At 50.7% G+C, this 22,656-nt stretch carries 22 protein-coding genes; 7 read left to right on the top strand and 15 right to left on the bottom strand.

The features are described from left to right. Positions 1–6 precede the first annotated feature (6 nt). The 5 genes from ftsB to cysD form a co-directional block, all read right to left on the bottom strand. On the bottom strand, positions 7–318 hold the full coding sequence (ftsB, locus tag A7Z06_RS13695; RefSeq protein ID WP_000517479.1) for a cell division protein FtsB: 312 nt from the start codon (positions 316–318) through the stop codon (positions 7–9). 193 nt (positions 319–511) lie between these two features. After that, a complete protein-coding gene (locus A7Z06_RS13690) occupies positions 512–835 on the bottom strand; it encodes a DUF3561 family protein (RefSeq protein ID WP_001246115.1) in 324 nt (107 codons plus the stop codon). Positions 836–884: 49 nt separating this feature from the next. Continuing rightward, positions 885–1,490, bottom strand: a complete 606-nt coding sequence (gene cysC, locus A7Z06_RS13685) for an adenylyl-sulfate kinase (RefSeq protein ID WP_001173681.1) — start codon at positions 1,488–1,490, stop codon at positions 885–887. Continuing rightward, complete coding sequence (gene cysN, locus A7Z06_RS13680) at positions 1,490–2,917, bottom strand: sulfate adenylyltransferase subunit CysN (protein ID WP_001090351.1); 1,428 nt, start codon at positions 2,915–2,917, stop codon at positions 1,490–1,492. Before cysN ends, cysC begins: the two co-directional genes overlap by 1 nt. 1 nt (position 2,918) lies before the next feature. Further along, a complete protein-coding gene (gene cysD / locus A7Z06_RS13675) occupies positions 2,919–3,827 on the bottom strand; it encodes a sulfate adenylyltransferase subunit CysD (protein WP_000372392.1) in 909 nt (302 codons plus the stop codon). A gap of 251 nt (positions 3,828–4,078) precedes the next feature. Here cysD and iap point away from each other — a divergent pair, with 251 nt between their 5' ends. Then, a complete protein-coding gene (iap, locus tag A7Z06_RS13670; RefSeq protein ID WP_000490392.1) occupies positions 4,079–5,116 on the top strand; it encodes an alkaline phosphatase isozyme conversion aminopeptidase in 1,038 nt (345 codons plus the stop codon). 124 nt (positions 5,117–5,240) lie between these two features. Here iap and A7Z06_RS13665 read toward each other — a convergent pair whose 3' ends face one another. The 4 genes from A7Z06_RS13665 to cysJ all read right to left on the bottom strand — a co-directional run bounded on the left by A7Z06_RS13665 (position 5,241) and on the right by cysJ (position 9,977). Continuing rightward, positions 5,241–5,393: a Hok/Gef family protein gene (locus tag A7Z06_RS13665; RefSeq protein WP_000956459.1), complete on the bottom strand. Its 153-nt coding sequence runs from the start codon at positions 5,391–5,393 to the stop codon at positions 5,241–5,243. A 264-nt stretch (positions 5,394–5,657) separates the two neighbouring features. Next, complete coding sequence (gene cysH / locus A7Z06_RS13655) at positions 5,658–6,392, bottom strand: phosphoadenosine phosphosulfate reductase (protein WP_105279459.1); 735 nt, start codon at positions 6,390–6,392, stop codon at positions 5,658–5,660. Between the two features lie 73 nt (positions 6,393–6,465). After that, positions 6,466–8,178, bottom strand: coding sequence for an assimilatory sulfite reductase (NADPH) hemoprotein subunit (gene cysI, locus A7Z06_RS13650; RefSeq protein ID WP_001290645.1), 1,713 nt, complete (start codon positions 8,176–8,178; stop codon positions 6,466–6,468). Then, positions 8,178–9,977 (bottom strand): NADPH-dependent assimilatory sulfite reductase flavoprotein subunit, encoded by a 1,800-nt coding sequence (cysJ, locus tag A7Z06_RS13645; protein WP_000211336.1) that lies wholly within the window; start codon positions 9,975–9,977, stop codon positions 8,178–8,180. The genes cysI and cysJ overlap by 1 nt, the downstream gene beginning before the upstream one ends. Positions 9,978–10,292: 315 nt before the next feature. Between cysJ and queD the strand changes: the two genes are divergently transcribed. The 4 genes from queD (at position 10,293) to A7Z06_RS13625 (ending at position 12,850) form a co-directional block, all read left to right on the top strand. Further along, on the top strand, positions 10,293–10,658 hold the full coding sequence (queD, locus tag A7Z06_RS13640; protein ID WP_016159619.1) for a 6-carboxytetrahydropterin synthase QueD: 366 nt from the start codon (positions 10,293–10,295) through the stop codon (positions 10,656–10,658). Between the two features lie 77 nt (positions 10,659–10,735). Continuing rightward, complete coding sequence (locus A7Z06_RS13635) at positions 10,736–12,007, top strand: FAD-dependent oxidoreductase (RefSeq protein WP_010348027.1); 1,272 nt, start codon at positions 10,736–10,738, stop codon at positions 12,005–12,007. Next, positions 11,998–12,258: a ferredoxin family protein gene (locus A7Z06_RS13630; protein ID WP_000109515.1), complete on the top strand. Its 261-nt coding sequence runs from the start codon at positions 11,998–12,000 to the stop codon at positions 12,256–12,258. The genes A7Z06_RS13635 and A7Z06_RS13630 overlap by 10 nt, the downstream gene beginning before the upstream one ends. Before the next feature lie 16 nt (positions 12,259–12,274). After that, positions 12,275–12,850: a glycerol-3-phosphate responsive antiterminator gene (locus tag A7Z06_RS13625; protein WP_001130277.1), complete on the top strand. Its 576-nt coding sequence runs from the start codon at positions 12,275–12,277 to the stop codon at positions 12,848–12,850. A gap of 214 nt (positions 12,851–13,064) precedes the next feature. Here A7Z06_RS13625 and A7Z06_RS13620 read toward each other — a convergent pair whose 3' ends face one another. The 5 genes from A7Z06_RS13620 to A7Z06_RS13600 form a co-directional block, all read right to left on the bottom strand. Further along, positions 13,065–13,925 carry an electron transfer flavoprotein subunit alpha/FixB family protein gene (locus tag A7Z06_RS13620; protein WP_001017363.1) on the bottom strand — a complete coding sequence of 287 codons (861 nt, stop codon included), beginning with the start codon at positions 13,923–13,925 and terminating at the stop codon, positions 13,065–13,067. Then, the gene (locus A7Z06_RS13615; RefSeq protein ID WP_010348025.1) at positions 13,922–14,701 is read right to left on the bottom strand and encodes an electron transfer flavoprotein subunit beta/FixA family protein; all 780 of its coding nucleotides are present in this window, start codon (positions 14,699–14,701) and stop codon (positions 13,922–13,924) included. The genes A7Z06_RS13620 and A7Z06_RS13615 overlap by 4 nt, the downstream gene beginning before the upstream one ends. Next, positions 14,679–16,016: an MFS transporter gene (locus A7Z06_RS13610; protein WP_001098115.1), complete on the bottom strand. Its 1,338-nt coding sequence runs from the start codon at positions 16,014–16,016 to the stop codon at positions 14,679–14,681. The genes A7Z06_RS13615 and A7Z06_RS13610 overlap by 23 nt, the downstream gene beginning before the upstream one ends. A gap of 93 nt (positions 16,017–16,109) precedes the next feature. Further along, the gene (locus A7Z06_RS13605) at positions 16,110–17,564 is read right to left on the bottom strand and encodes an FAD-binding oxidoreductase (RefSeq protein WP_000059290.1); all 1,455 of its coding nucleotides are present in this window, start codon (positions 17,562–17,564) and stop codon (positions 16,110–16,112) included. Positions 17,565–17,631: 67 nt separating this feature from the next. Then, on the bottom strand, positions 17,632–18,417 hold the full coding sequence (locus A7Z06_RS13600; RefSeq protein WP_105279458.1) for an SDR family oxidoreductase: 786 nt from the start codon (positions 18,415–18,417) through the stop codon (positions 17,632–17,634). A 318-nt stretch (positions 18,418–18,735) separates the two neighbouring features. On the opposite strand from A7Z06_RS13600, the gene A7Z06_RS13595 reads away from it, so the two are divergent. Together A7Z06_RS13595 and A7Z06_RS13590 are read left to right on the top strand one after the other, a co-directional pair. Continuing rightward, complete coding sequence (locus A7Z06_RS13595; protein WP_001163772.1) at positions 18,736–20,013, top strand: MFS transporter; 1,278 nt, start codon at positions 18,736–18,738, stop codon at positions 20,011–20,013. 26 nt (positions 20,014–20,039) lie between these two features. Next, positions 20,040–21,518 (top strand): FGGY-family carbohydrate kinase, encoded by a 1,479-nt coding sequence (locus A7Z06_RS13590; RefSeq protein ID WP_000039717.1) that lies wholly within the window; start codon positions 20,040–20,042, stop codon positions 21,516–21,518. Positions 21,519–21,932: 414 nt separating this feature from the next. Here the strand turns inward: A7Z06_RS13590 and queE are convergent, their stop codons facing one another. After that, positions 21,933–22,604 (bottom strand): 7-carboxy-7-deazaguanine synthase QueE, encoded by a 672-nt coding sequence (gene queE, locus A7Z06_RS13585; RefSeq protein WP_001199980.1) that lies wholly within the window; start codon positions 22,602–22,604, stop codon positions 21,933–21,935. Positions 22,605–22,656: the final 52 nt, after the last annotated feature.

Below are 22,656 nucleotides of genomic sequence, written 5' to 3'. Positions count from 1 at the left end.
GCTGATTTATCGATTGTTTTGCCCCGCAGACTGTGCGCGTTTCGACGCGTCAGGCACCAGACGATAGAAAGTTTCGCCCGGCCTGGTCATGCTGAGTTCATTACGCGCTCGTTCTTCGAGCGCCTCCTGACCGCCATTGAGATCGTCAATTTCGGCAAAAAGCTGATCGTTTCGCGCTTTAAGTTTCGCGTTTGTAGCTTGCTGTGCCGCCACATCATTATTGACGCGGGTATAGTCATGTATACCGTTCTTACCGAACCACAGCGAATACTGTAGCCAGACCAGAATAGCCAGCAACAGCAGCGTTAGTTTACCCATCCTGCCCCCTGAAAAACGGCATCTTCATCCCATACATCCGAAGACGACTCTACATCCTCTGTTGGGGATACCGCGACAACGCGGGCAAATGTACCACATTTGTCCATTGTTACGTATACCCAGGGCGTGCGGAACATAATCTCATTATTGGTTACGGTTTGAATTATGAACAGAGTAGACGGGAAAGAACAAATTAGCCCAACAACCACATAAACAGTGCACCAAACATAATACCTACAGTCACCAGGGTAAAAACAATACTGTAGCGTAGCTTTCCGTCCATCAATGAATGCAGCGCAATACCCACCACCACCGCGACGGGCATCAGCGCCAGAAAGAAAGGCCAGGTATAGATAAAAAAGAACAGCGTGTTAGAGCCATAAATCAACATCGGTATCGCCAGCGCACACAGCCAGGAGACAAAACCGACCACGGCGCCTGGCAGCGACCATGTGGTTTCTTCATCCTCAGTAAGGCTTTCGCTATTTGTTAGTGTAATGTTATGGCTATTACGCATATCTGATCCTGTTACTTTGACGAACCGGGCATGGAAACCCGGTGGTGTCTCAGGATCTGATAATATCGTTCTGTCTCAGTAGATCTAATAATTGCTGAACCAAATTTGTTACTAATTGTTCACCATTGAGATGAATTTCTGCCGATTCAGGCGCTTCGTAAACCGAATCAATTCCGGTAAAGTTGCGCAGTTCACCGGCACGCGCTTTCTTATATAAGCCTTTTGGATCGCGAGCTTCGCAAATCGCCAGCGGCGTATCGACAAACACTTCGATAAATCGCCCTTCTCCTACACGTTCACGAACCATCTGGCGTTCGGCGCGGTGTGGTGAAATAAACGCAGTCAACACCACCAGTCCGGCTTCAACCATTAAATTCGCCACTTCACCGACGCGGCGGATATTTTCTTTACGATCGGCATCGCTAAAACCGAGATCGCTGCATAAACCGTGGCGAACGTTGTCGCCGTCCAGCAAATACGTACTGACACCAAGTTTATGTAACGCCTCCTCCAGTGCCCCCGCGACCGTTGATTTACCGGAACCAGAGAGACCGGTGAACCACAGCACAACACCACGATGACCGTGGTGTTGCTCGCGTTGTTGCACAGTGACCGGATGGCTATGCCAGACGACGTTTTCGTCATGCAGCGCCATTATTTATCTCCCAGCAAATCGCGCGCGCTCCAGTGAGGGAAATGGCGGCGCACTAACGCATTCAGTTCCAGCTCGAACGCGCTAAATTCCGACGGCGCAACGGCGGCCTCGTTTTTCGGCTCATGCACCATACCGGCACCAACAGTCACGTTGCTCAGGCGATCGATAAAAATCAGCCCACCGGTAACAGGGTTTTGCTGATAGCGATCTAACACCAACGGCTCGTCAAAGGTGAGATCAACCTGACCAATGCCATTGAGCGGTAAATTTTCAACTTCATGTTGGTTAAGGTTATTAATATCAACCTGATAGCGAATGCCATCAACACGAGCACGCGTCTTCTTACCGGCAATTTTGATGTCGTAACTCTGCCCTGGGGAAAGCGGCTGTTCCGCCATCCATACCACATCCACCGACGCGCTCTGCACTGCCGGTAATGCTTCGTCTGCCGCCAGCAGCAGATCGCCACGGCTGATGTCGATCTCATCCGTCAGCACCAGAGTGATCGCCTCTCCGGCAAAGGCTTCTTCGCGATCGCCATCAAAAGTGACGATCCGCGCAATGTTTGACTCCACTCCCGAAGGCAACACTTTGACTCGTTGCCCGACTTCCACACGACCGGATGCCAGCGTTCCGGCGTAGCCACGAAAATCAAGATTCGGGCGGTTAACGTACTGCACCGGGAAGCGCATTGGCTGGGCATCCACCACTCGCTGGATCTCTACGGTTTCGAGCATTTCGAGCAATGTCGAACCGCTGTACCACGGCATACTTTCACTTTGCGAAGCCACGTTATCGCCTTCCAGCGCGGAGAGTGGCACAAAGCGGATATCCAGATTGCCCGGTAATTGTTCCGCAAAAGTCAGGTAGTCTTCACGAATGCGGGTGAACGTCTCTTCGCTGTAATCCACCAGATCCATTTTGTTGATCGCCACGACCAGATGTTTGATCCCCAACAGCGTGGAGATAAAACTGTGGCGACGGGTTTGATCGAGCACGCCTTTTCGGGCGTCGATCAGCAAGATCGCCAGCTCACATGTCGATGCGCCGGTCGCCATATTGCGGGTGTACTGCTCGTGCCCTGGGGTGTCGGCGATAATAAATTTACGCTTCTCGGTGGAGAAATAGCGATATGCCACATCGATAGTGATGCCCTGTTCGCGCTCGGCTTGCAGACCATCCACCAGCAATGCCAGATCCAGTTTTTCGCCCTGAGTGCCGTGACGTTTACTGTCGTTATGCAGCGATGAGAGCTGATCTTCGTAGATTTGGCGGGTATCGTGCAGCAAACGACCAATCAGGGTACTTTTGCCGTCATCAACGCTGCCACAGGTCAGAAAACGCAGCAGGCTTTTATGTTGTTGCGCGATCATCCAGGCTTCGACGCCGCCTTCATTGGCGATTTGTTGTGCAAGTGCGGTGTTCATCTTAAAAATACCCCTGACGTTTTTTCAGCTCCATAGATCCTGCCTGGTCGCGGTCAATCACGCGGCCCTGACGTTCACTGGTGGTGGAAACCAGCATTTCTTCGATGATCTCCGGCAGTGTTTGCGCATTTGACTCCACCGCACCGGTCAGCGGCCAGCAGCCCAGAGTGCGGAAACGCACCATCCGTTTTTTAATCACTTCGCCGGGTTGCAGGTCGATACGGTTGTCATCAATCATCATCAACATACCGTCACGTTCCAGAACCGGACGCTCAGCAGCGAGATACAGCGGAACAATGTCGATATTTTCCAGCCAGATGTATTGCCAGATATCCTGCTCAGTCCAGTTAGAGAGCGGAAAGACGCGGATACTTTCACCTTTGTTAATTTGTCCGTTGTAGTTATGCCACAGCTCCGGACGCTGATTTTTCGGATCCCAGCGATGAAAGCGGTCACGGAAAGAGTAGATACGCTCTTTAGCACGGGATTTTTCTTCGTCACGGCGTGCACCACCAAAGGCGGCATCAAAACCGTATTTGTTCAGCGCCTGTTTCAGGCCTTCAGTTTTCATGATGTCGGTATGTTTGGCGCTGCCGTGCACGAATGGATTAATCCCCATCGCCACGCCTTCTGGATTTTTATGTACCAACAGTTCGCAGCCATAGGCTTTAGCTGTGCGATCGCGGAACTCATACATCTCGCGGAATTTCCAGCCAGTATCAACATGCAGCAATGGGAAAGGCAGCGTACCTGGATAAAACGCCTTGCGCGCCAGATGCAGCATGACGCTGGAATCTTTACCGATAGAGTAGAGCATCACCGGATTTGAAAATTCTGCCGCCACCTCGCGAATAATGTGGATACTTTCCGCCTCCAGTTGCCGCAGGTGAGTAAGTCGTTTTTGATCCATAACCGTTCCTTTGCAATACCGCTATTTTCTTGCCATCAGATGTTTCGACTATAGGGAGCGTAAGAGAACGAATGAAATTACCAATTAGAATGAGTAGTTCCTTAACGGAATAACGATTTGGCAAAGCTAATATCAAAAAGTGCTTAAGGCTCCGGATTTCGGGCATTTAGGAAGATTTGAAATTGTTTTAGCGCAGCGGCAGTTTCATACTATGGCGGTAAAAAAATTTGCATGGTATTTAAGGACTCACTATGTTTTCCGCATTGCGCCACCGTACCGCTGCCCTGGCGCTCGGCGTATGCTTTATTCTCCCCGTACACGCCTCGTCACCTAAACTTGGCGATTTTGCTAATACCCAGGCACGACATATTGCCACTTTCTTTCCGGGACGCATGACCGGAACCCCCGCAGAAATGTTATCTGCCGATTATATTCAGCAACAGTTTCAGCAAATGGGTTATCGCAGTGATATTCGGACATTTAATAGCCGATATATTTATACCGCCCGCGATAATCGCAAAAACTGGCATAACGTGACGGGAAGTACGGTGATTGCCGCTCATGAAGGCAAAGCGCCGCAGCAGATCATTATTATGGCGCATCTGGATACCTACGCCCCGCAGAGCGATGCTGACGCCGATGCCAATCTCGGCGGGCTGACGTTACAAGGAATGGATGATAACGCCGCAGGTTTAGGTGTCATGCTGGAACTGGCAGAACGCCTGAAAAATACGCCTACCGAGTATGGTATTCGATTTGTGGCGACCAGTGGCGAAGAGGAAGGGAAATTAGGCGCTGAGAATTTACTCAAGCGGATGAGTGACACCGAAAAGAAAAATACGCTGCTGGTGATTAATCTCGATAACTTAATTGTTGGCGATAAATTGTATTTCAACAGCGGTGTAAAAACCCCTGAAGCAGTAAGGAAATTAACGCGCGACAGGGCACTGGCAATTGCGCGCAGTCACGGAATAGCCGCGACGACCAATCCGGGTTTGAATAAAAATTATCCGAAAGGCACTGGGTGTTGTAATGACGCCGAGGTTTTCGACAAAGCCGGTATTGCCGTACTTTCGGTAGAAGCAACAAACTGGAATCTGGGAAATAAAGATGGTTATCAGCAACGCGCAAAAACAGCCGCATTCCCTGAGGGAACTAGCTGGCATGATGTAAGACTGGATAATCAACAGCATATTGATAAGGCACTTCCTGGAAGAATAGAACGCCGCTGCCGTGATGTAATGCGGATAATGCTACCGCTAGTGAAAGAGCTGGCGAAGGCGTCTTGATGGGTTTTAATTGATTATTCCCGTGCCTGCAGGAAATCAACGCCACCTGAAACAGAGTAAAAAAAGGGTGCAGGAGACCAAACCATCACAATCCAATACGCGGGGTTTTACCCCCGCGTGGTGGCTACTTCTTCGATTCGTAAGCGAGAACTGCCTTAAACTCCATACCACGTTCTCTGATACTCAACTCACACAACGAGTCGCCTACCATCAGCGTGAATCCCAATGCTGTAAAACACAGCACTATGATTGCCACAAGGGCATATTTTGTCAGCATGTCTTGCCTCCCTGCAAAGAAGAGACTAACATCCGAATTGCTTAGGTTCGAACGCTGGCCTCAGGTTGATAGAAATATCGCCTGGGGCTTTTGTCCATCTGGAACCTCGCGAATGCTTAACGCCAGACAGCCTCAAGCACCCAACACCATTCTATACCTGTTGATTTTCCCTGCGATGTTCACCTTTAAATGCCGGAATGCTGCTCGCAAAATAAAAACGCCCCCATCATTTCTGACAGAGGCGTTTAATTTATCCGGCAATATTTACCCTTCGTGTAACCCACATTCCCTTTTTAAGCCAAAGAAACGCGTTTCTTCTTCCGCCATGCCGGGTTCCCATTTACGGGTTGTATGAGTATCACCGACCGATAAATATCCTTCATCCCACAATGGGTGATATTTAAGGCCGTGTTTTTGCAGGTACTGATAAATAGTTCGGTTATCCCAGTCGATAATCGGCAGGACTTTAAATACACCACGCTGGATAGCCAGCACCGGTAAATTGGCGCGACTGCCGGATTGTTCGCGGCGCAGGCCAGCAAACCAGGTTTGCGCGTTAAGTTCTTTCAGCGCCCGGTTCATGGGTTCGACTTTGTTGATGTCATTGTACTTTTCAATGCCTTCAACACCTTGCTCCCACAGTTTACCGTAGCGCGCTTCCTGCCAGGCGGCGCTTTCTTTTGCCCTGTAGACCTTCAGATTTAGTTTGAGTTTGTCCGTTAACTCGTCAATAAAGCGGTAGGTTTCCGGGAACAGATAACCGGTATCGGTGAGGATCACCGGAATATCCGGGCGAATCAGGTTCACCAGATGCAGGCTAACCGCCGCCTGAATACCGAAGCTGGAAGAGAGCACATATTCACCGGGCAGATTTTCCAGCGCCCAGGCAACGCGGCTTTCAGCGTCCAGTTTTTCCAGTTGGGCATTAATTTCTGCCAGTGCCAAAATGCTGTCTACCTTTGGCAGGTCATTCAGGACGTTTAGATCGAGTCTGGACATAGATTCCTCACTGTTTGCCTTGCCTGATGCGACGCTCACGCGTCTTATCAGGCCTACAATATCCCGCTGATAGTTAATCCCACAAATCGCGTGCCGGATCGAGCACCGGGCGAATGATGCCCGCACGCACCGTAAAGTCGCCGAAGCCTTCACCCGCTTCGCGCTCTTTCGCCCAGCGCCCTATCAGTTCATCAAGCGACGCCAGGATTTCCGGCTCGGTGATGTTTTCTTTATACATCCGAGGGATACGTGTCCCAATGCGGTTGCCGCCAAGATGCAGGTTGTAGCGACCCGGCGCTTTACCCACCAGGCCCACTTCCGCCAGCATCGCGCGACCACAACCGTTCGGGCAGCCTGTTACACGCATCACGATATGCTCATCGCTGACACCATGTTTCGCCATTAAATTATCGATGTTGTCGATAAAAGACGGCAGGAAACGCTCCGCTTCCGCCATTGCCAGCGGGCAAGTCGGGAATGACACGCAGGCCATCGAGTTTTCACGCTGCGGCGTGACGACATTCATTAACCCGCTCTCTTTGGCGATCTTCTCGATCTTCGCTTTCTCGCTTTCCGGCACACCGGCGATGATCAGATTCTGGTTCGCCGTAATGCGGAAATCGCCTTTGTGGATCTTCGCGATCTCCAGCAGACCGGTTTTCAACGGACGCCCCGGATAATCAAGGATGCGACCATTTTCGATAAACAGCGTCAGGTGCCAGTTATCATCAATGCCTTTAACCCAGCCGATGCGATCACCGCGTCCGGTGAACTCATACGGACGGATCGGTTCGAACTTGATCCCCGCGCGACGTTCCACTTCCGCTTTAAACGTCTCAACACCCACACGTTCCAGCGTGTATTTGGTTTTGGCATTTTTACGATCGGTTCGATTACCCCAGTCACGCTGAGTCGTCACGACGGCTTCCGCCACCGCCAGCGTATGCTCCAGCGGCAGATAACCAAACTCGCTCGCGGTGCGGGCGTAGGTTTTTTTGTTACCGTGTTCGATAGACAGCCCACCGCCCACCAGCAAATTGAAGCCTACCAGCTTGCCGTTTTCTGCTATTGCCACAAAGTTCATGTCATTGGCATGCAGATCGATATCGTTCTGCGGCGGGATCACTACCGTGGTTTTGAATTTACGCGGCAAATAAGTCTGACCGAGGATCGGTTCTTCATCAGTGGTAGCGACTTTCTCCTGATCGAGCCAGATCTCCGCATATGCACGAGTACGTGGCAGCAGGTGCTCAGAAATTTTCTTCGCCCATTCATACGCTTCCGCGTGCAGCTGCGATTCAAACGGGTTCGAGGTGCAAAGCACGTTACGGTTCATGTCGTTGGCGGTTGCCAGCGCATCAAGCCCGACCGAGTGCAGCATCTGGTGTGCCGGCTTGACGTTCTTTTTCAGAATGCCGTGGAACTGGAACGTCTGGCGGTTGGTCAGACGAATGCTGCCGTAAATCGTGTTATCTTCAGCAAATTTATCAATCGCCTGCCATTGTCTGGTGGTGATCACTCCACCAGGCAGACGGCAGCGCAGCATCATCGCGTGACGTGGTTCCAGCTTCTGCTCGGCACGCTCAGCGCGGATATCGCGGTCATCCTGCTGATACATACCGTGGAAACGGATCAGCAGAAAGTTGTCGCCTTTAAAGCCGCCGGTCAGGCCGTCGTTTAAATCTTCAGCAATCGTGCCGCGCAGATAGTTGCTCTCAAGCTTCATGCGCTCCGCGTCTGCCAGTTTACCTTCGACCACTAAAGGCCCTGGATGTTTTTCGCTCATTAGTAGACATCTCGCTGATAACGGCGCTCAACGCGCAGCTCACTTAAAAATTCATCCGCCGCTTCGGTGCCCATGCCACCAAATTCGGCAATCACTTCCAGAAGTGCCTGTTCAACGTCTTTCGCCATGCGATTGGCGTCGCCGCAGACATAAATGTGGGCACCGTCATTGATCCAGCGCCACAGCTCTGCGCCCTGTTCGCGCAGTTTGTCTTGTACGTAAATTTTTTCTTTTTGATCGCGCGACCAGGCGAGATCGATACGCGTCAGCACGCCTTCTTTGACGTAACGCTGCCATTCCACCTGATAGAGGAAATCTTCCGTAAAGTGCGGATTACCAAAGAACAGCCAGTTTTTACCCGGCGCTTCGTCGGCGGCACGCTGCTGCATAAAGGCGCGGAACGGCGCGATGCCCGTACCGGGGCCAATCATAATCACCGGCGTTTCCGGATTAGCAGGCAAACGGAAGTTGTCGTTATGTTCGATAAACACCCGAACTTCGCCCTCTTCTTCCACGCGATCGGCGAGGAAGCTGGAGGCACCACCCGCACGGGCGCGACCTTCCACGTCATAACGCACAACGCCGACGGTGATGTGCACTTCGCTCTCGACTTCCGCCTGCGATGAGGCGATGGAATATAAGCGCGGCGTCAACGGGCGCAAAATACCGATGAATGCATCAGCGTCCAGTTGTGCCGGAGAGAAACGCAACATATCGACAATTGGCGTGGTTGCCGCGTAATGCTGCAACTTCGCTTTATCGCCCACCAGCGGCAGCAGCGTTTCACTGCGCGTTAAAGTGGCGTAGTTCTCAACAATATTCGCGGTGTTGACGGTCAGTTCAAAATGCCACTGTAAGGCTTCTGCCAGCGGTAGCGTTTTGCCATCAACAGTGACAGGCTCATCGCCTTTCAACCACAGCAATTCAACAATCTCTTTTACCAGTGCCGGATCGTTCTGATACCAGACGCCCAGCGCGTCGCCCGGCTGATAGTGCAGGCCTGAATCACCTAAATCGATCTCGATATGGCGAACGTCTTTTTCAGAATTGCGTCCGGTAATTTTCTGGTTAACCGAAAGGCTCGCCACCAGCGGCGCTTCTTTGCTATACGGGCTGGTGTGAATTTCATTTACCGCGCCAGTAGCGACAGATTGCGAAGGTGCCGCAACAGGCGCGCGGGACTTCAGAACATCAACCACGCGGGCGCGCCATTCGCTGGCGGCTGCCTGATATTCGACATCAGCATCAACACGGTCGAGCAGGCGCTCACCGCCCAGTTCCGCCAGCTTGCTGTCAAAATCTTTACCGGACTGGCAGAAAAACTCATAAGAGGTGTCACCAAGGCTAAACACGGCAAAAGCGGTATTTTCCAGCTTCGGCGCTTTTTTGGAGAACAGGAACTTATGCAGCGCGACGGCTTCTTCCGGCGGTTCCCCTTCCCCTTGTGTTGAAGTCACCACAATGAGCAGTTTTTCACTGGCGATTTGTTTGAATTTATAGTCGCCTGCGTTCACCAACTTAACGTTCAGTTTTGCCGCTAATAAGTCGTCACGTAACGCTTCAGCGACCCGGCGAGCATTACCCGTTTGCGAAGCGGAGATGATGGTGATACCCGGCATTTCTGCGCCAGGCGCAGGTGTAGCTGCAAGTGTACCTGGCTGCTGGTTAAGTATTCCCCAGAAATAGCCGGATACCCACGCAAGCTGGGTAGGTGTCAAATCAGTAGTGGCTGCCTGGAGGCGAGCCAGTTGCTCCGGGTTCAGCGGAAGCAAAGCGGAAGGTGGGGCCTGTGTCGTCATTCGTCGTTATGTTCCAGTAAGCAAAGCTGTTTCTGCGCCCTGTCTGCGCCCATAAAACAAAAGAGAAGGTAAGGTTAACGGGGCGAACGGTGTGGATTAAAGACGGGATAGCGATAACTAATAACCAAATCGACTAACCTGTTTTAGCAATAGTCTTTAACAACAAAATAGATTTATTAACCCAATGAAAATTAAATAAATATCGACCATCATTAAGATAATTAGGCTATTTTGCGCAACAAACCCATTTTAGATAATGCGAAAAAACAGGCTTTCCGGTACTCTACGCCCGTTTTGTCGTCCTGTAGAGAAATTATGATGTCCACCACGTTATTTAAAGATTTCACCTTCGAAGCCGCTCACCGCTTGCCACACGTCCCACAAGGGCATAAATGTGGTCGCCTTCACGGGCACTCTTTTATGGTGCGCCTGGAAATTACCGGGGAAGTCGATCCGCATACGGGCTGGATTATCGATTTCGCTGAACTGAAAGCGGCATTTAAACCAACCTATGATCGCCTCGATCACTATTATCTCAATGATATTCCTGGCCTGGAAAACCCGACCAGCGAGGTTTTAGCAAAATGGATTTGGGATCAGGTTAAACCGGTTGTTCCGTTGTTAAGTGCGGTTATGGTGAAAGAAACCTGCACTGCAGGTTGCATCTATCGCGGCGAATGATAAGAGTGTGTCGGCGGTCAATTTCGCTTAAGTAACGCTATGTTAGGGTGTTGCGCTCTGGATATATGGGGCACGACATGGAAGACGACTGCGACATTATTATTATCGGTGCCGGCATTGCGGGCACCGCTTGTGCGTTACGCTGCGCGCGAGCGGGCTTATCCGTTCTGTTACTGGAACGCGCTGAAATCCCTGGCAGCAAAAATCTTTCCGGCGGACGGCTATATACCCATGCACTCGCGGAACTCCTCCCGCAATTTTACCTGACGGCCCCCCTTGAGCGACGCATCACTCACGAAAGCCTTTCTCTGCTAACGCCGGATGGCGCAACGACATTTTCCAGCTTACAGCCTGGCGGTGAATCCTGGAGTGTCTTACGCGCTCGCTTCGATCCGTGGCTGGTTGCCGAAGCCGAAAAAGAAGGTGTCGAGTGCATCCCTGGCGCAACGGTGGATGCACTACATATAGAAAACGGCAGAGTATGTGGCGTTATTTGTGGTGACGATATTATCCGCGCTCGTTATGTGGTGCTGGCGGAAGGTGCCAATAGCGTACTGGCAGAACGCCATGGGTTAGTTACCCGCCCTGCTAGCGAAGCGATGGCGTTGGGAATCAAAGAAGTTCTGTCGCTTGAAAGATCCATTATCGAAGAACGTTTTCATCTGGAGAATAACGAAGGTGCGGCGCTATTGTTTAGCGGCGAAATCTGTGATGACTTGCCCGGCGGCGCCTTTCTTTATACCAATCAACAAACGCTTTCAGTTGGGATTGTTTGCCCGCTCTCTTCCCTTGCACAAAGCTGTGTTCCAGCAAGCGAGCTGTTAGCTCGTTTTAAAACACATCCGGCAGTGCGCCCGCTTATCAAAAACACGGAATCGCTGGAGTATGGCGCGCATCTGGTGCCAGAAGGTGGCCTGCACAGTATGCCGGTGCAATACGCTGGTAACGGCTGGTTGCTGGTGGGCGATGCATTACGCAGTTGCGTCAATACTGGAATTTCAGTGCGCGGCATGGACATGGCGCTGACTGGTGCGCAGGCAGCAGCGCAAACGCTGATTAGCGCCTGCCAGCACCGCGAGCCGCAAAATCTTTTTCCGCTTTATCATCACAACGTAGAACGTAGCCTGCTGTGGGATGTTCTACAACGTTATCAGCATGTTCCGGCGCTTTTACACCGCCCTGGCTGGTATCGGAAATGGCCAGCGTTAATGCAGGATATTTCCCGTGATTTATGGGATCAGGGAGATAAACCTGTTCCACCGCTGCGCCAGTTATTCTGGCGTCATTTACGTCGTCACGGATTGTGGCATCTGGCAGGCGATGTTATCAGGAGTCTGCGATGTCTGTAGCCCGTAATCTCTGGCGCGCGGCTGATGCGCCGCATATTGTTCCGTCTGATTCCGTTGAGCGCCAGACGGCAGAACGGTTGATTAACGCCTGCCCGGCAGGTCTTTTTTCGCTCACGCCGGAAGGTGATTTGCGCGTTGATTATCGTAACTGCCTGGAGTGCGGCACCTGCCGTTTGCTGTGCAATGAAAAAACACTACAACAGTGGCGCTATCCGCCTTCCGGATTCGGCATCACCTACCGCTTTGGATAAATAATAAGGATAATTTATGCCCCTCTTACACCTGCTCCGCCAGAATCCGGTGATTGCTGCCGTTAAAGATAATGCCAGTCTGCAACTGGCCATTGATTCTGAATGCCAGTTTATTTCCGTGTTGTACGGCAATATCTGCACCATCAGTCAAATCGTCAAAAAGATTAAAAACGCCGGGAAATATGCCTTTATTCATGTCGATTTGCTGGAAGGAGCGTCAAATAAAGAGGTCGTCATTCAGTTTCTGAAACTGGTGACCGAGGCGGACGGTATTATCAGTACCAAAGCCTCAATGCTGAAAGCGGCAAGAGCGGAAGGTTTTTTCTGTATTCATCGCCTGTTTATTGTCGATTCGATTTCGTTTCACAATATTGATAAGCAGGTTGCGCAATCGAACCCTGATTGCATTGAGATCCTGCCTGGCTGTATGCCCAAAGTACTGGGCTGGGTGACGGAGAAAATCCGCCAGCCGCTGATTGCAGGCGGACTGGTGTGCGATGAAGAAGATGCGCGCAATGCAATTGACGCCGGTGTGGTGGCGCTTTCGACCACCAATACCAGCGTCTGGACGTTGGCGAAAAAATTGCTTTAACGGGATTATCGTAACGGAATTTGTGTGGTTTATAGGCCACATCCGGCATTCAGCGCCTGATGCGACGCTAACGCGTCTTATCAGGCCTACGGGAGCCACCAATGTAGGTCGGATAAGGCGTTTGCGCCGCATCCGACAAGCGATGTCTGATGCGACGCTAACGCGTCCTATCAGGCCTACAAGTCCCTGCCCCAGAACCGCATCCGGCAGTACGTTATTGGCATTCTGCGCGAATATTTGTCACCAGCGCCTCCAGTACCGCTTTCCAGTCATCTACCACGCCAACATCTGCCTGTGAAAATACCGCCGCGCTGGCGTCATGATTCACAGCCACCACAAACTGGCTATTACGCACGCCTGCCATTAACGCTGCCGCGCCGGACGCCCCGGCAACAATGCAAATCTCTGGCGCCAGCAAATGCCCGGAAATTCCAATCACTTTTTCCGCATCAAAACCACCGTTCATCACTCGCGCCCGACTGTAGCCCACTTCGGCGCCCAGCTTTTCAGCCAGCATAGCGATTTCATGGCTATCAGCCTCGCCACCCTGCCCCACCACCAGCACCCGTCTGGCTTCTACTAATGGGTCACGGGTAGTATTTTTCAGGTTTTCGATGCTAACAAACCAGTCTGGAAGTGCGCCGGGGACAATGTTTAGTTGCTGCATACCGGATGGCAGCATAGCGTTTTTCGCTGCTCCAGCCTGGCGCGCCAGAGAAAGACATAGCGGACGTTTTTCTGTTTGCAGCGTCGCCGTCAGCGCATTTCCCCAGTGGGATTTGCGCACGCTTACGGTTGGAATATCTAACGAAGTTACCTGGCAGATACTGGCACCATGTACACGCCAGGCCAGCCGGGTAGCCAGTTCATCGCCAAACGCGCCCGACGGAAAGAGAACAACTTCCGCAGGCGTTCGCTGCCACTGTTCCACCAGCGCATCCAGCACTTGTTCCGCCACTACGGGCTGAGGTTCAATTCGCCAGTGCGTCAGTGTACAACCGCTGAAATCCTGTTCTGCCAGCCAGCCTGCCATTGCGGAATGATCCTGATTGATTGTCACGATGGCGATATTCATGGCTGCATCCTCTGGCACAAATAATCCCGCCACAGTATTTGTGCTTTTTCTTTAGCTGTTTGCCCATTAACCAGCGTCGCACCGCGCCGTTGCTCCGGTCTTTCCAGTTGCAGGCACTGTATCGCTGGCGCTTCTGCGACAAGAGTTTCGCGGGTAATCTCCGCTTTCCCCGCCGCCATACGCTGGCGCATCCCCGGTACAGGCAAGGCCACTTCGCCACACTGACGCACGGCAATCACCGCAGGTAAGCGGACACGGCAACAACGCAGCCCGTTTTCAGTACGCTGTTCGAGAGTGATAAACGGCGCGTCGAGAGTAAAACGCTCCACCTGCGTGAAACAGGGCCAGCCCAGCATTTCCGCCAGCAAAAATGGTGTTTGCCCATTCTGCCCTTCGCTGCTTTGGCAGCCAGTAATTATCAGATCCAGCGGATTCTGACGCTGCCATTCGGCAATATGGCGAGCGACAAATTCCGGGGCAAAACGCAGTATTGCCGTCGTCTCCAGTAATACAGCTTCCTCAAACCCAAGAGCAGTGAGATAGCGCAGCCAGTGCAACGCCCGTTCATCGCCCATGCTCAACGCGGTTAAAGTCATCGGCGTGCCACTTTTTCTCTGCGCCAACAGTAGCGCGGCAGCGGCCTGTTCATCAGCGCCGAGTAAACTTCGCAGCAACGAAACATCCGGCCCACTATGCCCCTGAGCCGCCGCCTGCCACTCTTTTTCCGCTAACATTCCGGCATCCGGTTCAGCTTTAAACGCTAACAGAATGTTCATTTGCACCTCCAACATTTCCCGCCGCCACCAGCGGGAGTGCTTTAGTTTCTGGCGCCCAAAGCCAGGTCACGATAAAACCAATCAATAACACTGCCGCCAGGAGCAATAAGGTGACCTGCATTCCCCACTGCGCCAGAATCCACGGCAGCAGGCCAGTACTTACCGCCGCGCCGAGTCGACTCATGGCGGTGGCAAAACCAACGCCCAACGAGCGAATGTCAGTAGGAAAACTTTCCGCAGGCAAAATGCCCACCAGGTTACTGACTGCCGAAATGGTGGTACTGAAGAGGACAAAAAGCAGCAACGTTAGCGAACTGCCAGAAGGCAAACAGGCCATCACCATCAACGTGACCGCCAGCAGCAGAAAACTGCCAAGTAAAAATTTTCGATGTGCCAGCAGGTGGGTCAGGAATAAACCTAATATCGCGCCAACAATTAACAACGCGTTAAGCATCAGGCTGGCAGTCAGCGCATCTTCCAGACCAATAGTCTGGGCGATAGTCGGCAGCCAGGTGTAAATCACAAACCACGGGATCACGAGGCAGACAAAGAACACGCTGTTAAACACCGTGCGTCGCCAGTAGCGCGAAGAGAACAAAGTTCTGATGTGTTTATGGGTCGCCGTTGCGACTTCATCGCCCAGTAAAACATGGGAACCAAAATAGCGATGTACGATAGCGTGAGCTTCTGCAAAACGTCCCTGACGCAGCAACCAGCGCGGCGATTCCGGCGTTCCCCAGCGTAAAAGCGTAATCAGCAAGGCTGGCAACGCCGCAGAAGCCAGCAGCCAGCGCCAGGCTTCCGGGCTTTCGCTAATAAAGTGATGTCCGGCAAGACTTGCCAGCACGTAGCCCACCGTCCATACCACGCTGAACGCCCCCAGCAAAATACCGCGATGGCGGCGCGGGGAAAATTCTGCCAGCAACGTGTGGCCTACTGAATAGTCGCCTCCCAGACCAATGCCGATCAAAATGCGCAGCCCAATAAGATGCTCTGGCGTAGTGGCAAAATATTGTAAAAACGAAGCGAGCGTAATCAGCAAGAAGCTGAAAGTGAATATTTTTTGCCGGCCAATATGGTCGGAGATCCAGCCCAGAACCAGGCTGCCGATAAACAGGCCAAGCAGCGCCGAGCCGCCGATCATTCCCGCCATAAACGGCGTCAGTTGCATGACAGGCGTAAGCTGAATGATGGCGTAACCAATGACGCCAAGAACATAACCGTCGGTCAGGTGCGCGCCGAAAGTGAGCGCAGCAATTCGACAGTGAAAACGGTTAAGTGGTAAATCATCCATTCGCACCGGTGAAGTGTTCATCTTTACCCCTTCATTGTCCGGTAATAAGAACGGCTTCCCGGTTGAGAAGCCGAAAAGGCAACGCCCCGTCATCGCGGGACGCTGCCTGACACATTATTTTTCAATCGGATAGATAGTACCCGTGTTCATAATGCCGTTAGGATCGAACTGCTTTTTCAGTCCTTCCAGCAATGCCCACGCGCTGCCGTGTTCCAGTTTGCTCCAGTGAACGCGATGTTTACCGATACCGTGGTGGTGCACCATCGAACCACCGAGGCGAATGGTTTCTTCGCAGATAATTTTGTTGAGCGGATTATGGTACTTGTCGATTTCCTCTTCCGGCTTACAGTCAACAACGTTGTAGTCGTAAACGAAGTACATGTTGGTGCCGTTCTGATAGCTATGAGAGGAGTGACCGCCCAGCATGGTGATGTCGTCGGCGTGTGGGAACTCGGTACGAATACGGTTGATGACGCTTTCGTAAATTTCGTGAATGCAGCTCCAGCAGCCGGACACTTCGGTGGTAAAGCCCATGTTGCCGGTTTTGAGGATCTGCACGCGTTCGGCGGCAACTTTATCCGGTCCCCAGTTCAGGTGATTAAACCAGGTTTCGATCAGCTTGCTGTCCACGCGCCGGCATTGCGGGTAGCGGGCAACGATTTCCGCAATCCCTTCGCCCGTCGCCTTCGCAATGCGAGGGTTACCTTCAGCCATAAAGATCAGCACACATTTTCCGTCTGCAAAATGGGTGAAATGTTGGGTGCCATCTTCAGCGTCATACAAACGAGCAATCGACGGGCGATACCCTTCCACCATGATTTCGCGCAGGATGTCGAAGCCGGTTTTCATGTCTTCCAGGATATAGCCGTAGAAGAGGTTGTTTTCTGGCGTGAATTTGAAGATTTTCACTGTTACTTCAGTGATATAGCACAATGCACCTTCGTTGCCGATGATGATGTGACGAATGTCCGGGCCAGCCGCGCGGCGTGGCACGTTTTTAATGCGTGTCACGGTGCCATCTGCCAACACTGCCTCCAGACCAACGACCATATCTTCGATTGCGCCGTAGAGTGTGGAGAACTGCCCGATACTGCGGGTTGCTACCAGGCCGCCCATCTGTGCCAGCGGTTTTGACTGCGGAGAATGCCCCGTGGTGTAACCTTTTTCACGCAACGCGTTTTCCAGCACTTCCAGCGGAACGCCACATTGCGCCGTCGCCTGCATATTCTCAATATCAATATTAATGATTTGATTCATGGCGGAGCCATCGAGCACCACCGAGTTTTCCACTACGGTTTCCAGTCCACCTTCGGTGGCGGAAGCGCCGGTACGCGGCACACCGTTAATTTTGTGCGCATTCATAAAATTCAGCACACGGGATACTTGTTCTGTGGAACCGAGTTTTACGACCGCTGCCGGAATAGGCAAAGTATAAATACCATGAATATCCGGAAATTTACGAAAACGGTCAATGCTGTTTTTCTTTAATACAGTTTCATCGGTAATAACGCGATCTGCACCAACAATTTCCTTTAGCTGGTCGACAATCGCTGCGCGAGATAAAGACATAATAATTCCTTCCTGATAATAAAAATGGAATAGTCATTAATAAAAAAACAGAAACCACCGTTATGGATTAGCGCACTAAATAACCGCCATCAACCACTAATAAATGTCCATTGACATAATTCGATGCAGGACTTGCGAGGAATATTGCTGCCCCCATTAAATCCTGAGTATCACCCCAACGGTTTGCCGGAATATGGTCAAGAACACGCTGATTAGTTTCTGGATTACTGCGTGTCGCCAGCGTAATATCTGTTGCATAATAGCCAGGGGCAATACCATTTACCTGAATATTATATTGACCTAGTTCATCACAATAAGCTTTGGTGAACCCGGCAAGGGCGTGTTTAGTGGCAGAATATGCTGGAGACCATTGCCCGCCCAAGTAAGAAAACAATGAACAGATATTAATGATTTTACCGCTTTTTTGCTGGATCATAATTTTTGCCGCTTCGTAACTCAGCTCAAAAGCGGCTGTCAGGTTCACATCAATCATCGGGTCCCAGTCAGCACGACCGAAGTCCAGCACCTTATTCAGCTTACAAATACCTGCGTTATTGACCAGAATATCGACGGTGCCAAAACGCTCACAACAGGCGGCGATGATCTTCTGTGGCGCGCCTTCTGCGGTGATATCCACCTGCATAAAATCAACTTCAACGCCCTGTTTTTCAATAATTTCCTTCGTTTCGCCATTATCTTTGACGAAGCTTGGAATAAAGATATTTGCACCTGCTTTTGCCAGTGCCATCGCAAATGCCTGGCCTAACCCGCTATTCCCGCCGGTAACAATTGCCGTTTTACCTTTCAGGGAGAAAAAATCCATTGAGAACGCATTGAGAGATTCGATTGACATAGTTAGCTCCAATTTCCGTAAGGCAAAAAAAAAGAAAGGTAACTTCCCCCGCGAGAGGGAAGTTACCTTTCTCATTATCTCTGGTAACTGGGAATAATTTTTAGCATAAGGACATAATCGCTTATGTGATCATAATCACAGTGTGCTATTTGTATTGTCAAATGTTTTTAAAAAGTAGAATCGTGATTACTCTCACACAACACCTCTGCTTTCCATGTTATTTCTTATCGCAATTACTAGAGACCTGAGAAAAGTAATCCTCCTGAAAGGGCGGCTTACTTTTCTCTTTTTTTTGTCTATTACAAATGGGAATACGATATGCAACACCACTCATATCGCCGTTGGATAACCCTCGCGATAATCAGTTTTAGCGGCGGCGTTAGTTTCGATCTGGCTTATTTACGTTATATTTACCAAATTCCCATGGCAAAATTTATGGGATTCAGCAATACCGAGATAGGTTTAATAATGAGTACCTTTGGTATTGCGGCTATTATTCTTTATGCCCCCAGCGGCGTTATTGCCGATAAATTTTCACACCGCAAAATGATTACTTCCGCGATGATCATTACCGGATTATTAGGCCTGATAATGGCAACATATCCACCATTATGGGTAATGCTTTGTATCCAGGTCGCGTTTGCGATAACGACGATTTTAATGCTGTGGTCGGTATCGATAAAAGCCGCCTCATTGCTTGGCGATCATAGCGAGCAAGGGAAGATCATGGGCTGGATGGAAGGGCTGCGCGGCGTCGGCGTAATGTCGCTGGCGGTGTTTACCATGTGGGTCTTTTCCCGCTTCGCACCGGATGACAGTGCCAGCCTGAAAACGGTCATTATCATCTACAGTGTGGTTTACATTCTGCTGGGCATCTTGTGCTGGTTTTTTGTTAGTGATAACAATAGCCTGCGTAGTACCAATAACGAAGAAAAACAGTCATTCCAGCTTAGCGACATCCTGGCCGTTTTGCGCATCAGCACAACCTGGTATTGCAGCATGGTGATTTTTGGCGTCTTCACCATCTACGCCATTCTGAGTTACTCCACCAACTATCTGACCGAAATGTATGGCATGTCGCTGGTGGCGGCGAGCTACATGGGGATTGTGATCAACAAAATCTTCCGCGCGCTGTGCGGTCCGCTTGGCGGCATTATCACCACCTACAGCAAAGTGAAATCTCCTACCCGCGTGATCCAAATCCTTTCCGTAATCGGTTTACTGGCGCTGACTGCCCTGCTCGTCACCAACTCTAACCCGCAATCGGTCGCGATGGGGATTGGCCTGATTTTACTGCTGGGATTCACCTGCTACGCCTCACGTGGGTTGTACTGGGCCTGCCCCGGCGAAGCGAGAACGCCGTCTTACATTATGGGCACCACGGTAGGAATTTGTTCAGTGATTGGATTCCTGCCGGATGTCTTCGTTTACCCAATTATCGGCCACTGGCAAGACACTCTGCCCGCAGCAGAAGCCTACCGCAACATGTGGCTGATGGGCATGGCGGCGCTTGGCATGGTGATCGTCTTTACCTTTTTGCTGTTCCAAAAAATTCGTACTGCTGATAGCGCCCCCGCAATGGCTAACAGCAAGTAAGCCAGAAAAATTACAGGAGAAAAATCATGTCGAAAAAATACATCATAGGGATTGATGGCGGAAGTCAGAGCACAAAAGTGGTGATGTACGATCTGGAAGGTAACGTGGTTTGCGAAGGCAAAGGCTTATTACAGCCGATGCACACGCCGGATGCCGATACCGCAGAACATCCTGACGATGATTTATGGGCATCATTATGTTTTGCCGGTCACGATTTGATGAGCCAGTTTGCCGGAAATAAAGAAGATATTGTTGGCATTGGTCTGGGATCAATCCGTTGCTGCCGTGCGTTATTGAAAGCCGATGGTACGCCAGCCGCGCCGTTGATTAGCTGGCAGGATGCACGCGTAACGCGTCCCTACGAACACACTAATCCTGACGTGGCGTATGTCACCTCTTTTTCGGGCTACCTGACGCACCGTTTAACGGGCGAGTTTAAAGACAATATCGCTAACTATTTTGGTCAGTGGCCAGTGGATTATAAAACCTGGGCATGGGGCGAAGATGCCGCAGTGATGGAGAAGTTTAATATCCCTCGCCAAATGCTGTTTGATGTGCAAATGCCGGGCACCGTGCTTGGGCATATAACACCACAAGCTGCACTGGCGACACATTTCCCGACCGGGCTGCCGGTGGTGTGTACCACCAGTGATAAACCGGTAGAAGCACTAGGTGCCGGGTTACTGGACGATGAAACGGCAGTGATTTCATTAGGCACCTACATTGCGTTGATGATGAACGGCAAAGTACTGCCGAAAGATCCGGTAGCGTACTGGCCGATTATGTCTTCTATTCCGCAAACGTTGCTGTATGAAGGTTACGGTATTCGCAAAGGTATGTGGACGGTGAGCTGGCTACGCGACATGTTGGGCGAGTCGTTAATTCAGGATGCCAAAGCGCAGAATCTGTCGCCGGAGGATTTGCTCAACAAAAAGGCGTCTTGCGTACCACCGGGTTGTAACGGACTGATGACGGTGCTGGACTGGCTGACCAACCCGTGGGAACCGTATAAACGCGGGATTATGATCGGCTTTGATTCCAGCATGGACTACGCATGGATATATCGTTCGATTCTGGAAAGCGTGGCGCTGACGCTGAAGAATAATTACGACAATATGTGTAATGAAATGAATCAATTTGCCAAACATGTGATCATTACTGGCGGCGGTTCGAACAGCGATCTGTTTATGCAAATTTTTGCCGACGTGTTCAACCTTCCGGCACGGCGTAACGCCATTAACGGCTGTGCAAGTTTGGGAGCAGCAATCAATACGGCGGTAGGTCTGGGTCTGTATCCGGATTACGCAACGGCAGTCGACAAAATGGTTCGCGTGAAAGATATCTTTATGCCTGTTGAGTGCAATGCCAAACGCTACGACGCGATGAATAAAGGCATTTTCAAAGACCTAACCAAACACACAGATGTGATTTTGAAAAAATCGTATGAAGTGATGCATGGTGAGCTGGGGAGTGCGGATTCGATCCAGAGCTGGTCGAATGCGTAAGTAAGGAAGACCGGGCGGGAAACTGCCCGGGCTGAACCCTACTGAAAGGTTTATCCCCACTGACACGGGGAACTCTCTAAACATAACCTATTATTAATTAATGATTTTTTAAGCCAGTCACAATCTACCAACTTTACAGGATCACACAAACAACACATCTACTATGTTAAAGAGCACTTAATCCATTGACTGAAAAGGTAAATATTTAAAATAAATCTATAAAAACTAAAATCTGCCAAACTTCACCGCAATAATTTTCACACCAGCGAAAAATTAACGCCACAGAATTTGTAGAGAATGGCAATGATTAGTCCAGGATAAGCAAAATGGAGGTTTTTCAGAGGCGACAAAGAATATAAATGAGTGGAATTCTTTTACAGGTTCCACCCATTTATAACGCTTATAAATGTTTAGTCAGGCAATATTCAAATATTTATGCGTTTGCATCGACAAACGCCAGTTCCGCGCAATGCAGGTATCGATACATAAACGCGTGGCATCTTCTTTCTGACTAATCGGCTGAAGGGCAATGACTCGCGGTTTATCATCGGTCAGCGTCGCCAACAATTCATCCAGTGCTTCAATATCCCGTACGCGTCCAACCGGATGTTTAATTTCATTAGCTCGTTCCAGCGCCTGAGACAACACTTCATAGCCGCCGCGCATGTTCAGCTTTGGCGACACGGTAACCCAGGTATTCGGTGTGCAACGCACTTCATGAGTGCCGCTGGTTTCGATCTGGCAGCTAAAACCGTTCTTTTCTAGCAGGTCAGTCAATGGCAGCAAATCATGAATGCAAGGTTCACCACCAGTAATCACCACGTGACGCGCGGTATACCCCTGACGACTTATGACCGCTAACAAATCTTCGCTGCTCGCAGCCCCCCACTTATCACTCTCTTTGGTTTTCGCCAAAATGCTAAAAAGAGAAACTTCCCGATCCTCAAGTTTTTCCCATGTGTGTTTGGTATCACACCAGGCACAGCCGACCGGGCATCCCTGTAAACGAATAAAAATGGCGGGGACGCCGGTAAAGTAACCCTCACCTTGCAGGGTCTGGAACATCTCGTTAATCGGGTACTGCATAGCATTCTCTGTAAAGTGGATAATTGTTAATTATTGCAGATTTCCCCCGCCC

The organism is Escherichia sp. MOD1-EC6819, from assembly GCF_002965765.1.
Taxonomy (GTDB): Bacteria; Pseudomonadota; Gammaproteobacteria; order Enterobacterales; family Enterobacteriaceae; genus Escherichia; species Escherichia ruysiae.
This window is presented reverse-complemented; position numbering and strand designations above follow the sequence as displayed.

Excerpts from the sequence above, each read along its gene's own strand:
- queE (WP_001199980.1), bottom strand. The coding sequence starts at position 22,604 with ATGCAGTACCCGATTAACGAGATGTTCCAGACCCTGCAAGGTGAGGGT.
- cysD (WP_000372392.1), bottom strand. The coding sequence starts at position 3,827 with ATGGATCAAAAACGACTTACTCACCTGCGGCAACTGGAGGCGGAAAGT.
- ftsB (WP_000517479.1), bottom strand. The coding sequence starts at position 318 with ATGGGTAAACTAACGCTGCTGTTGCTGGCTATTCTGGTCTGGCTACAG.
- A7Z06_RS13620 (WP_001017363.1), bottom strand. The coding sequence starts at position 13,925 with ATGAATATCGCCATCGTGACAATCAATCAGGATCATTCCGCAATGGCA.
- A7Z06_RS13665 (WP_000956459.1), bottom strand. The coding sequence starts at position 5,393 with ATGCTGACAAAATATGCCCTTGTGGCAATCATAGTGCTGTGTTTTACA.
- cysN (WP_001090351.1), bottom strand. The coding sequence starts at position 2,917 with ATGAACACCGCACTTGCACAACAAATCGCCAATGAAGGCGGCGTCGAA.
- A7Z06_RS13615 (WP_010348025.1), bottom strand. The coding sequence starts at position 14,701 with ATGAACATTCTGTTAGCGTTTAAAGCTGAACCGGATGCCGGAATGTTA.
- A7Z06_RS13610 (WP_001098115.1), bottom strand. The coding sequence starts at position 16,016 with ATGAACACTTCACCGGTGCGAATGGATGATTTACCACTTAACCGTTTT.
- A7Z06_RS13590 (WP_000039717.1), top strand. The coding sequence starts at position 20,040 with ATGTCGAAAAAATACATCATAGGGATTGATGGCGGAAGTCAGAGCACA.
- A7Z06_RS13630 (WP_000109515.1), top strand. The coding sequence starts at position 11,998 with ATGTCTGTAGCCCGTAATCTCTGGCGCGCGGCTGATGCGCCGCATATT.
- cysI (WP_001290645.1), bottom strand. The coding sequence starts at position 8,178 with ATGAGCGAAAAACATCCAGGGCCTTTAGTGGTCGAAGGTAAACTGGCA.
- cysJ (WP_000211336.1), bottom strand. The coding sequence starts at position 9,977 with ATGACGACACAGGCCCCACCTTCCGCTTTGCTTCCGCTGAACCCGGAG.
- A7Z06_RS13690 (WP_001246115.1), bottom strand. The coding sequence starts at position 835 with ATGCGTAATAGCCATAACATTACACTAACAAATAGCGAAAGCCTTACT.
- A7Z06_RS13625 (WP_001130277.1), top strand. The coding sequence starts at position 12,275 with ATGCCCCTCTTACACCTGCTCCGCCAGAATCCGGTGATTGCTGCCGTT.
- cysH (WP_105279459.1), bottom strand. The coding sequence starts at position 6,392 with ATGTCCAGACTCGATCTAAACGTCCTGAATGACCTGCCAAAGGTAGAC.
- cysC (WP_001173681.1), bottom strand. The coding sequence starts at position 1,490 with ATGGCGCTGCATGACGAAAACGTCGTCTGGCATAGCCATCCGGTCACT.
- A7Z06_RS13605 (WP_000059290.1), bottom strand. The coding sequence starts at position 17,564 with ATGTCTTTATCTCGCGCAGCGATTGTCGACCAGCTAAAGGAAATTGTT.
- A7Z06_RS13595 (WP_001163772.1), top strand. The coding sequence starts at position 18,736 with ATGCAACACCACTCATATCGCCGTTGGATAACCCTCGCGATAATCAGT.
- A7Z06_RS13635 (WP_010348027.1), top strand. The coding sequence starts at position 10,736 with ATGGAAGACGACTGCGACATTATTATTATCGGTGCCGGCATTGCGGGC.
- iap (WP_000490392.1), top strand. The coding sequence starts at position 4,079 with ATGTTTTCCGCATTGCGCCACCGTACCGCTGCCCTGGCGCTCGGCGTA.
- A7Z06_RS13600 (WP_105279458.1), bottom strand. The coding sequence starts at position 18,417 with ATGTCAATCGAATCTCTCAATGCGTTCTCAATGGATTTTTTCTCCCTG.
- queD (WP_016159619.1), top strand. The coding sequence starts at position 10,293 with ATGATGTCCACCACGTTATTTAAAGATTTCACCTTCGAAGCCGCTCAC.